Origin of the sequence: Streptomyces sp. B5E4 (assembly GCF_039871555.1) — a bacterium.
Taxonomy (GTDB): Bacteria; Actinomycetota; Actinomycetes; order Streptomycetales; family Streptomycetaceae; genus Streptomyces.
In genome coordinates this window covers 85,994-96,894 of sequence record NZ_JBDPMI010000033.1, presented here as the reverse complement: position 1 = coordinate 96,894, position 10,901 = coordinate 85,994, and the positions used below count along the sequence as shown (strand labels likewise).

The 10,901-nt window shown below is 75.5% G+C and carries 6 protein-coding genes; 2 read left to right on the top strand and 4 right to left on the bottom strand.

Features of this window, described 5'->3' with window-relative positions:
* Positions 1 to 165: 165 nt before the first annotated feature.
* On the bottom strand, positions 166 to 1,209 hold the full coding sequence (locus tag ABGA99_RS30850; protein WP_347579696.1) for a LysR substrate-binding domain-containing protein: 1,044 nt from the start codon (positions 1,207 to 1,209) through the stop codon (positions 166 to 168).
* 102 nt (positions 1,210 to 1,311) lie between these two features.
* Here ABGA99_RS30850 and ABGA99_RS30845 point away from each other — a divergent pair, with 102 nt between their 5' ends.
* A complete protein-coding gene (locus ABGA99_RS30845) occupies positions 1,312 to 3,066 on the top strand; it encodes a penicillin-binding transpeptidase domain-containing protein (protein ID WP_347583905.1) in 1,755 nt (584 codons plus the stop codon).
* A gap of 160 nt (positions 3,067 to 3,226) precedes the next feature.
* Positions 3,227 to 4,078: an HAD hydrolase family protein gene (locus ABGA99_RS30840; protein ID WP_347579695.1), complete on the top strand. Its 852-nt coding sequence runs from the start codon at positions 3,227 to 3,229 to the stop codon at positions 4,076 to 4,078.
* A gap of 148 nt (positions 4,079 to 4,226) precedes the next feature.
* Here ABGA99_RS30840 and ABGA99_RS30835 read toward each other — a convergent pair whose 3' ends face one another.
* The 3 genes from ABGA99_RS30835 to cydB are packed head-to-tail and all read right to left on the bottom strand — an operon-like array spanning position 4,227 to position 10,895.
* Positions 4,227 to 5,924: a GAF domain-containing protein gene (locus ABGA99_RS30835; RefSeq protein ID WP_347583902.1), complete on the bottom strand. Its 1,698-nt coding sequence runs from the start codon at positions 5,922 to 5,924 to the stop codon at positions 4,227 to 4,229.
* On the bottom strand, positions 5,921 to 9,775 hold the full coding sequence (gene cydD, locus ABGA99_RS30830) for a thiol reductant ABC exporter subunit CydD (RefSeq protein ID WP_347583901.1): 3,855 nt from the start codon (positions 9,773 to 9,775) through the stop codon (positions 5,921 to 5,923). The genes ABGA99_RS30835 and cydD overlap by 4 nt, the downstream gene beginning before the upstream one ends.
* A 1-nt stretch (position 9,776) precedes the next feature.
* Positions 9,777 to 10,895 carry a cytochrome d ubiquinol oxidase subunit II gene (gene cydB, locus ABGA99_RS30825; protein ID WP_347583900.1) on the bottom strand — a complete coding sequence of 373 codons (1,119 nt, stop codon included), beginning with the start codon at positions 10,893 to 10,895 and terminating at the stop codon, positions 9,777 to 9,779.
* Between the last annotated feature and the right edge of the window lie 6 nt (positions 10,896 to 10,901).

The following is a 10,901-nucleotide window of genomic DNA, read 5'->3' as shown; positions in this document are numbered from 1 at the left end:
CTTTGTGATGCGTCCGTGTACCTGTACGACAAGGCTCGCGGGTGCAATGTGAGGTGTGGTGCCGCGCCGGGGTCCGGCCGCGGCGGCGGCCCCCCCCCGGGGGGCGCGGCGGCCCGGGGTGCTCCGGGGGCGGCGGCGGTTGCGCGGGAGGCGGCTGGGGCGGGGTCACAGCGGGAACTCCGATGCGGGGCGGGGGTGGACGGCCGCGGCGCGGGCGGGGCGCATGCCGGCGTGGTCGCGCATCGCCTCGTGGGCGGCCTCCGCGAAGCGGGCCACGGCCGGGTTGTGGCCGTCCGCCGGCCACGCCGCGGACGTACGCCAGCCGATCGGATCACCGGCCAGCGGGCGCCACACCGTACCGGGACCCGCGGTGGTACGGGGCAGCAGGGCGACGGCGCCGCCGGGGGGTGCGGGTGCTGCGGCCGGGTCGGGTGCTTCGGGCGGGGCGGGTGCTTCGGATGCCGCCGGGGTGGCCGGTGCGGCCGTAGCGGCATGGGCGGTGGACAGGACGAGGGCGCGGGTGAAGTCGCCGCCGGACGCCTCGTGGACGGCGGCGGGAGTGCAGCCGTGCCGGGCGCAGGCGGTGAGCACCTCGTCGTACAGCGCGGGGTCGTCGGCCCGCGGCGTGAGGACGAGCGCGCGCCCGCTCAGGTCGGCGGCGGTCAGCCGCGCCACCGCGGCGAGCGGGTCGGCGGCGGCGAGGAGCACGCCGAGCGGCTGGTGGAGTACGGGCCCGAAGGTGAGCCCGGGTGCGGGACACGGATGCCGTACGACGCCCGCGTCCAGCGTGCCGGCGGCCAGTTCGCGGGCCTGCGCCGTGGTGGTCAGCTCGCGCAGCTCCAGCTCGCCGCCCGGGGAACGCGCGCGGTAGCCGGTGATGAGCGCGGCGACGGCCGCCGGGCCCAGATGCGGCGGCACGGCCGCGCGCAACGTACCGGCCGCGCCGCTCCCGATCCGCGCCACCGCCGCCGCGAGCCGGTCCGCGGCGGCCAGCACCTGGTCGGCCTCCGCCAGCACGAGCCGGCCGGCGGGCGTCAGCGCCGTGCCCTGGCTGCCGCGGTCGAAGAGCCGCACGCCCAGCTCGCGCTCCAGCCGGCGGATGCGCTGGGACAGCGACGGCTGCGCGATGCGCAGCCGCTCGGCGGCGCGGCCGAAGTGGCGCTCCTCGGCGACCGCCCTGAAGTAGCGCAGATGCCGGAGGAGGTCCATGAACAGGGAGGATAGTCAATCGCCTATCGGATCGATGAAGATATTGGTCTTGGACCGAGGCTCGGGGCGAGTGATCTGCTGTCCGGCATGACACGACATGGGGTGGGGTACGGGGACGAGGCGCGGGACACGTACGGGGGCGGTGCCCACGACCGCTCGTACGGCGTCGACCGGTACGGCCCGGATCAGTACTACGGGGCGGACCGGCCCGGAGCGGACCCCTACGGCGCCGATGCGTACGGGGCCGATCCGTACGACGACGTGCCGGAGCGGCGCCCGCACGTGCGACGGCGACGGCGGCGCGGCCCGGTGCTCGCCGTAGTGGCGGTGGTGCTGGCCGGCGGCGGGTACTGGGCGGCGACGGCCGGGCCGCTCGACGGTGGCGCGGACGGCGGCGGGCCCGCGGATCCGGAGGCACGGCGGACCGCGGAGCGGTTCCTCGACGGCTGGTCGGCGGGGCGGATGAAGGCGGCGGCCCGGCTGACGGACTCGCCGGCCGAGGCGGAGCGGATCCTCGCGAGCTTCACGGAGGGCCTGGAGATCGGGAAGCCGAAGCTGACGGCGGGCCGGGACCGGGCCGACGGCGACGGCGGGGCGCAGGTGACGTACACCGCGAAGATGCCCGTACGGGGCCTCGGCACCTGGACGTACGACGCGACGCTGCCGCTGGTCCGCGAGGACGGCGGGGCGTGGCGGGTGCGGTGGGAGCTCGGGGTGGTGCATCCGAAGCTGACGGAGACGGAGAAGTTCCGGCTGGTCCGCGAGGAGTCGGCGGAGCTGGACGCCGTCGACCGCGACGGGGGCGCCGTCTCCGCCGCGGACCACCCGTCGCTGGCGGGCGTGCTGGGCCTGGGCGGCGGGCGGCCGCAGGGTGCGGTGCAGGTCGTCGACCGGCACACGGGGGACGTACGGAGTACGGAGGCGCGCTTCGGGCCGCGGCGCGGTGCGGGGGACGGGACGTTGCGTACGACGGTCGACGCGGAGCTGCAGGGGGCCGCCGAGGCCGCCGTCGAGCGGCACGTCGGCGGGCGCAACGCCGGGCTCGTCGCGCTCGACATGGACAGCGGCGAGGTGCTGGCCGCGGCCAACTCGCCGGCCACGGGCTTCAACCGGGCCTTCCAGGGCACGTACGCCCCCGGCTCGACCTGGAAGATCCTGACGACGGCCGCGCTGCTGAACAAGGGCGCGGTCAGCCCCGAGACGACGGTGGACTGCCCGAAGTACCTGACGGTCGGCAAGCAGTTCCACAACGTGGAGACCTCCGAGATACCCGGCGCGACCTTCCGCGAGGACTTCATCCACTCCTGCAACACCGCCTTCGTCGCGCTGCGCGGCTCGCTCGGCGACGAGGAGATGACGGACGTCGCGCGGCAGTATTTCGGGATCGGGGAGGAGTGGAGCACGGGGGTGCCGTCGTTCGACGGGGAGGTGCCGGTGCCCGGGGACGAGACGGAGAAGGCGGCGTCGCTCTTCGGGCAGGGGCGGCTGCGGGCGAACCCGCTGGTGATGGCGTCGGTCACGGCGACGGCGGCGACGGGGACGTTCCGGCAGCCGGTGATCGTGGCGGGGCAGGAGCCCTCGGCGTCGGCCTCGGCGCTTCCGGAGGGAGTCGTGGAGCAGTTGCGGGCGCTGATGCGGGACACGGTGACGGAGGGCAGCGCGCAGGTGCTGGCGGGGCTGCCGGGGGATGTGGGGGCGAAGACGGGGACGGCGGAGGTGACGGCGACGGGGCCGAACAACGGGTGGCTGGTGGCGTACCGCGACGGGGTGGCGGTGGCGTGCGTGGTGGAGGACGCGGAGAGCGGTTCCGGGGACGCGGGGCCGGTGGTGCGGGAGGTGCTGGAGGCGGTGGGGTGAGGGGCCGTTGCGCCGGCGGGGCGGGTGCCCGGTCGGCGGCGGGTGTCGTGCGGCGTGCTTCGGGCTTCGTGCGTCGTGCCTCGTGCTCGGCGCTTCGTGCGGGGCGGTGGCGGTCCGTACGCCTGGACGGCCTGCGCGGGCCGTACGCGATGATGGCCGGGTGACCGACGCCGCTGCCTCCACCTCCGCTTTCCGTCCGCCGGCCCGTCCCCGGCTCATCGCCACGGACCTCGACGGGACCCTGCTGCGGGACGACAAGACCGTCTCCGACCGCACGGTCGCCGCGCTGGCCGCGGCGGAGGAGGCGGGGGTGGCGGTGGTGTTCGTCACGGGCCGGCCGGCGCGGTGGATGGGCGTGGTCGCGGAGCACGTGCACGGACACGGGATGGCGATCTGCGCCAACGGCGCCGCGGTCGTCGACCTGCACCGCGGGCTCGAACTGGCGGAGGTCTGCCCGCTGCCGCTCGCCGACGCCGTGGCGGTCGTCGGTGTGCTGCGGACGATCGCGCCGGGTACGGCGTTCGCGGCGGAGCACACGGGCGGCTTCGGCCGCGAATCCGGGTATCCGCTGCACCGGGGGCCGGGGCCGATAGCGCCGGTGGAGAAGCTGCTGGCGGAGGACGGGGAACGGGCGGGGGACCCGCTGCTGAAGCTGCTGGCGTACCACCCGGGCCTCGGCGCGGACGAGTTCCTGCAGGCGGCGCGGGCGGGGGCGGGGGAGCACGGGGAGTTCACCCGCTCGACGCCGAGCGCGCTGCTGGAGGTGAGCGGCAGGGGCGTGAGCAAGGCGAGCACGCTGGAGCGCTACTGCGAGGCGCGGGGGATCACGGCGGCGGAGGTCGTGGCCTTCGGCGACATGCCGAACGACATCGAGATGCTGACGTGGGCGGGCAGGTCGTACGCGATGGCCAACGCCCACCCGGAGGTCCTGGCCGCGACGACGAACCGCACGGCGGGCAACGAGGAGGACGGGGTGGCGCTGGTCATCGAGCAGTTGCTGCACGGTCTGTGAGGGAGAGCGCCGCTCCGGAACGAGAGCACTGCTCCGAAACGGGAGCGGCGCTCCACCGCGAGAGCGGGCGTCCGCGCGGGTGCTCCGTATCGAGAGCAGTGCTCTCCTACGTGACCAGTGCTCCCTACCCGGAGCCCCCGCCCGTCCCCTACGCCGCGACCGCCCCCGCCGCGCCCGGTCCGCCACCCGACTCGCCGCCCGGTGCCGTCAGCGGGACCTCCCAGATCAGTGACGTCCCCCCGCCGCAGTCCCCCAGCCCCGGCCCGTACGTCGCCTGGCCGCCCAGCTCCTCCGCCCGGCGCTCGATGTTCCGCAGCCCGCTCCGCCGCCCGTACGGCGACAGCCCCCGCCCGTCGTCCGCCACCGTCAGCCGCACCGCGTCCCGGCCGTCCGGCAGCTCCGCCGTCGCATCGACCACCACCCCCACCTGCCCCGCCCCCGCGTGCCGCGACGCGTTCGACAACCCCTCCCGCAGCGCCGCCAGCAGATGCCGTGCGATCCGCTCGTCCACCCGCTCGTCCACCGCGCCCACGAAGCTCGTCGACGGCTGGAACCCCAGCGCCGCCGCCGCCGTCGCGACCTCCCGCAGCACCAGCGCCCGCAGCCCCGTCGGCGCCTGCGCCGGCTCCTGCTGCAGCGCGTAGATCGTGCCGCGGATCTCCTCGATCGTCAGCTCCAGCGCGTCCACCGCCGCGTCGATCCGCTGCCGCACCTCCGGCGCCCGCTCCAGCCGCTTCGCCCCCTGCAACTGCATCCCCGTCGCGAACAGCCGCTGGATCACCAGGTCGTGCAGGTCCCGCGCGATCCGGTCGCGGTCCTCGTACACCGCCAGCCGCTCCCGGTCCCGCTGCACCTCCGACAGCATCAGCGCCAGCGCCGCCTGCCCCGCGAACCGCGTCGCCGACTGCTTCTCCGTCTCCCGGTACAGCCGGGCCCCGGGCGCCCGCGGCAGCGACAGCGCGCCCAGCACCCGCTTCCCGCTGCGCAGCGGCAGCATCATGCACGGCCCGAAGCGTTCCGCGCCGTCGCTCACCGCCCGCGGGTCGGCGCTCGCGTCGTCGAGGAACACCTCCTTGCCGGCCAGCAGCGCACGCACCGTCGGGCTGTACGACGGCAGCACCCGCCCCACGAGGTCGTCCACCCCCTCCCCGGCCACCGCCACGACCTCCAGCCACTCCGGCCCGGCGGCCCTGCCCGCACCACCGGCGACAGCCGTCACCTCGCCCCCCGACCGCGGCAGCAGCACCACCCCCGCCATCGCGTCCGCGAGCCCCCGCGCCTGCTCCGCGATCACCCCCAGCGCATCCCGCGCGTCCGCGCTCGACAGCAGCGCGGTGGTCACGGCGTGCGCCCCGTCGATCCACCGCTCCCGCTGCCGCGTCTCCAGGTGCAGCCGCGCGTTGCCGATCGCGATGCCCGCCTCGGTGGCGATGATCCGGACGAGGTGCAGGTCGTCGTCCAGGAACCGGCCGCCGCCGCGCTTCTCCGACAGCACCAGGTCGCCGAAGTACCGCCCGTCCACGTCGATCGGCACCGTCAGCGTCGTCCCCGGCGCGTCCGGGATCGCGTCGAGCCGCGCCCGGTCCACCTCGTCCACGCCGTACGACGCGAACTCGTCGAGATCACCGCTCTGCTCGTCGATCACCACGATCGACGCGTACCGCGCGCCTGCCAGCTCCGCCGCCGTCTGCGCGATCACGTCGAGCGTGGGGTGGAGCTGCAGCCCCGTGCCGATGGACCGCATGGCGGCCAGCAACTGCGTCACGCGCTCGGCCAGCTCGCTGGAGACCCCCTGCAGTCCGCGGGTGGCGCGGGCGGCGGCGTCCATGGAGTCGGCAGCGGTCATGTCCCGAGGGTAATAAGCGGCTCTCGGTGGGGAAAGTCGGGATTGTCGGTTACGCCGGGTGCGTCGCGGCCGTCCGTGCCCTCGTGCGGGTACGGAGACGGGTGCGCCCGCTCCCGTAGCAGCGTGCGCCGGAACGGGCCGTCCACCTCCGCCAGCTCCGCGTACGTACCGCGCTGCACCACCCGGCCCCGCTCCAGCACCACGATCTCGTCCACCGCCTCCAGCCCCGTCAGCCGGTGCGTGATCAGCACCGTCGTCCGGCCCGCGGTGGCGGCGAGGAGATCGGCGGTCAGCGCGTCGGCGGTGGGCAGGTCCAGGTGCTCGGCGGGTTCGTCGAGGACGAGCACGGGGAAGTCGGCGAGCAGCGCGCGGGCCAGGGCGAGGCGCTGGCGCTGGCCGCCGGAGAGCCGGGCGCCGTGTTCGCCTACCGGGGTGTCGAGACCGAGTGGCAGGGTCTCGGTCCAGTCGAGGAGGCGGGCGGCGGCGAGGGCGGCGCGCAGGTCGCCGTCGGTGGCGTCGGTGCAGGCGAGGCGGAGGTTCTCGCGCAGCGTGCTGTCGAAGAGGTGGGCGTCCTGGGCGCAGAGGCCCACGAGGCGGCGTACGGCGTCGGAGTCGCAGGCGAGGGCGTCGGCGGTGCTCTCGTTCGAGAGCGGTGCTCTCGCGGGAGAGCGGTGCTCCGGGGAACGGTGCTCCGAAGCGAGAGCGGTGCTCTCCCCGTCCCTTCCCAGCCGGTACGCACCCGCCACCGGATCCAGGAACCGCAGCAGCACGTGCGCCAACGTCGTCTTGCCCGACCCCGACGCACCCACCACCGCGACCCGCCGCCCCCGCGTCAGCGTCAGATCCACCCCGTCCAGCGCAAGCCCGGCCTGCCCCGGATGCCGCGCCGACACCCCCGCCAGCGTCACCGGGTACGGATCAGCCGGCGGCCGCCCCGTACCCTCCGCGGCCGGCGGCGGCGCGTCCAGGATCTCGTCCACCCGCGCCGCGCTCCGCCGCACCCGGGCCCGCTGCTGCAGCGCCAGCGGCATCCCGTTCACCGCCTCGAACGCCGCGAGCGTCCCCAGCACCACCACCCCCAGCCACACCCCGGGCAGCCGTCCCTCGGACACCGCCTGCGCCCCGGCCGCCGCCGCCCCCACCACCGTCAGCCCGCAGATCAGCGCCGACAGCCCTGCGCCCAGCGCGAGCGCCGCGGCGCTGCGGGCGGCGATACGGGTCAGCCGGCGGTCGGCGTCGCGGAGCGCGGCGAGGCGGCGGGGCAGGGCGCCGGCGACGGCGAGTTCCGCCGTGCCGGTGAGGACGTCGACGACCTCTGTCGCGAGCGCCGCCCGCGCCGGCGCGAGCCGGGCCTCCGTCCGCCGTGCCGTGGCCACGGCCAGCAGCGGCACCCCGACGCCCGCCGCCAGCAGCCCGGCCGCGAGCACGGCACCCGCCTCGGGCAGCAGCACGGCCGCCATCCCCACGGACCCGGCGCCGACCAGGGCGGCGGCACAGACGGGCAGCAGCCAGCGCAGGTAGCGGTCCTGCAATGTGTCGGTGTCCGCGACGAGCCGGGTGAGCAGGTCGCCGCGGCGGTGCGGGGCCAGGCCGGCGGGGGCGAGGCGTTCGAGCCGGGTGTACACGGCGACGCGGAGGTCCGCGAGGATCCGTAGCACCGCGTCGTGGGAGACGAGGCGCTCGGTGTAGCGGAAGACGGCGCGCCCGATGCCGAACGCGCGGGTGGCGGTCACCGCGACCATGAGGTAAAGCACCGGCGGCTGTTCTGAGGCGCGGGAGATCAACCACCCCGAGACGCCCATGAGTCCGACGGCGGACGCGAGAGCCAGCGCGCCGAGCAGCGCGGCGAGCGCCAGCCGCCCGCGGGCGGTGGTGCTGCGGAGCGCGCTGCCGCCGCGGGGCGCCGGCTCCCGCTCGTACGATCCGCTGCCCTCCGTGTACGCGCCCTCGGCACCGTGCTCCGGTACGGGGACGGTCGCCGGCGCCGGCGCCGCCGCCCGTGCCGCGTCCGCCTTCGCGGCCACCGGCCCGCGGCCCTCCCCCAGCCGGACCACCCGGTCCGCCACGCCCAGCAGTGCGGGGCGGTGGGCCACGAGCAGCACCGAGCGGCTCCGGGCCAGCCGGGCGATCGCGGCGGTCACGGCGGCCTCGGTGTCACCGTCGAGGGCGGCGGTCGGCTCGTCGAGGAGGACCACGGGCCGGTCGGCGAGGAACGCCCGTGCGAGCGCGACCCGTTGCCGCTGGCCGGCGGAGAGGCCGGCGCCCGCCTCGCCGAGCACGGCGGCGGGGTCGAGGTCGCCGGCGGCGGCGTCGCGGAGCGCCCGCGCGACCTCGGCGTCGGTGGCGTCGGGGCGGGGGAGGCGGACGTTGTCGGCGACGGTGCCGGCGAAGAGCGCGGGCCGCTGCGGTACCCAGGCGACCTGCGCGTGCCAGCTCGGCAGATCCAGTGCGGCGAGGTCCTGCCCGCCGATGAGCACCCGGCCGGCCGTGGGCCGCACGAGGCCGAGGAGCGCCGCGAGCAGCGTGGACTTGCCGCCCCCGGAGGGCCCGGTGAGCGCTACGGTCTCGCCGGGGCGGAGGGTGAGGTCCGTACGCGGAAGGGAGTCCTCGGCCCGTCCTTCGTGCCGTACGACGAGACCGTCCAGGACCAGGTCGGCGCGGCGGGCGTCCGGGCAGGCGTTGTCGGTGGGGGCGCCTACCCTGGGGCGGGCGTGCGGGGTTGGGGCGGGGGCCGTCGAGGCGGTTGAGTCCGTCGGGGCCGTTGTATCCGTTGCGGTTGAGGCCGTGCCCGTGGCTGTGGCCGTGCCGGTGCCCGTGGCCGTGCCGGTGCCCGTGGCCGCGGGGGTTGAGCCGGCCTGGCCGTCGCGGGACCCGCTCCGCTCCAGGATCGCGAAGACCCCGTCCGCCGCCGCCAGGCCCTCCGCCGCGGCGTGGTAATGCGTACCGACCTGGCGCAGCGGCAGGTATGCCTCCGGGGCGAGGATCAGCACCACCAGCCCGGTGTACAGGTCCAGTTCGCCGTGGACCAGCCGCATGCCGATGGTGACCGCGACCAGCGCCACCGAGATCGTCGCCAGCAACTCCAGCGCGAACGACGACAGAAAGGCGATCCGCAGCGTGCGCATCGTCGCGCGCCGGTAGTCGGCGGTGATGGTGCGGATGTTGTCGGCCTGCGCCTTCGCGCGGCCGAAGACCTTGAGCGTCGGCAGGCCCGAGACGACGTCGAGGAAGTGGGCCGAGAGCCGGGACAGGGTGCGCCACTGGCGGTCGGTGGCCGCCTGGGTGGCCCAGCCGATGAGCATCATGAAGACCGGGATCAGCGGCAGGGTGCCGGCGATGATCGCTGCGGAGACCCAGTCGTCGGTGACGATGCGCGCGAGCACGGCCGCGGGGACGACGACGGCGAGGCCGAGTTGGGGCAGGTAGCGGGCGAAGTAGGCGTCCAGGGCGTCGATGCCGCGGGTGGCGAGTGCGGCGAGTTCGCCGGTACGGACCTCGCCCTCCGCGGCGCCCGGCCCCGTCGGCGTACGGGAGTCTCCGATCCGTACCGCCTCCGTCAGCAGCCGCATCCGCAGCTCCGACTTGACCGCCGCGCTCGACCGGTGGGCGGCCAGTTCCGTCAGCCAGCTCACCACCGCCCGCCCCACGGCGACCGCCGCGAGCAGCAGCAGCGGCGTGCGCAGGGCGGCGGCCGACAGACCGTCCTCGAAGGCGCCGACGACGATCTCCGCCATCAGCACGGCCTGCGCGATGACCAGCCCCGCACCGGCCGCGCCCAGCGCGACCGTGGCGAGCAGGAACAGCCGGGTGGCGCGGGCGTAGCGGGCCAGGCGGGGGTCGACGGGCTTCATGTCACCGGCCCGCCCCGCCGGTCCCCGACCCTTCGGACCCCGCGCCGTCGGCACCCGTGCCGCCCGCGGCAGGACCGTCCGTACCCGCACCGCCCGCACCGCCCGCGGTGACGGCCGCGTGCGCCTCCGGCGCGATGTGCTGCGTACCGATGCGCTTGCGGAACACCCAGTACGTCCACCCCTGGTACATCAGCACCACCGGCGTCGCGATCCCCGCGCACCACGTCATGATCTCCAACGTGTACGGCGTCGACGAGGCGTTCTCCGCCGTCAGGCTCCACGCCGGGTTCAGGCTCGACGGCATCACGTCCGGGTACAGCGCCAGGAACAGCGTCGCGACCGTGGCCACGATCGTCACCCCGGAGTAGAGGAACGACCACCCCTCCCGGCCCGCGGCCACCGCGCCGATCGCGCAGAACAGCGCCGCCACCGCGACGATCAGCGTCACCAGGCTCCGCCCGTCGCCGGTGTCCGACTGCAGCCACAGCAGGAAACCGAGCGCCAGCGCGGCCGTCGCCGTACCGAGGACCGTGGCCAGCCGGCGCGCCCGCATCCGGATGTCGCCGACGGTCTTCAGCGCCGTGAACACCGCGCCGTGGAAGGTGAAGAGGAAGAGCGTGACCAGCCCGCCGAGCAGCGCGAAGGGGTTGAGCAGGTCGAAGACGTCGCCGACGTACTCCTTGTCGGGGCCGATCTGCACCCCGCGCACGATGTTGGCGAACGCCACGCCCCACAGGAACGCGGGCAGCAGGGAGGCCCAGAAGATGGCCAGTTCCCAGTTGCGCTGCCAGTCCTCCTCGGGGCGCTTGGCCCGGTACTCGAAGGCCACCCCGCGGACGATGAGGCAGACGAGGATGAGGAGAAGAGGCAGATAGAAGCCGGAGAAGAGGGTGGCGTACCAGTCGGGGAAGGCGGCGAAGGTGGCGCCCCCCGCGGTGAGCAGCCAGACCTCGTTGCCGTCCCAGACGGGGCCGATGGTGTTGATGAGCACGCGCCGCTCGGCGCGGTCGCGGGCCAGTACCCGGGTGAGGACGCCGACGCCGAAGTCGAAGCCCTCCAGGAAGAAGTAGCCGGTCCACAGGACGGCGATGAGGACGAACCAGACGATGTGCAGTTCCATGGCGTG

Bases quoted from the DNA above. Each gene is read 5' to 3' on its own strand.
- ABGA99_RS30850 (WP_347579696.1), bottom strand. From the start codon at position 1,209: ATGGACCTCCTCCGGCATCTGCGCTACTTCAGGGCGGTCGCCGAGGAG.
- ABGA99_RS30835 (WP_347583902.1), bottom strand. From the start codon at position 5,924: ATGACCGCTGCCGACTCCATGGACGCCGCCGCCCGCGCCACCCGCGGA.
- cydD (WP_347583901.1), bottom strand. From the start codon at position 9,775: ATGAAGCCCGTCGACCCCCGCCTGGCCCGCTACGCCCGCGCCACCCGG.
- cydB (WP_347583900.1), bottom strand. From the start codon at position 10,895: ATGGAACTGCACATCGTCTGGTTCGTCCTCATCGCCGTCCTGTGGACC.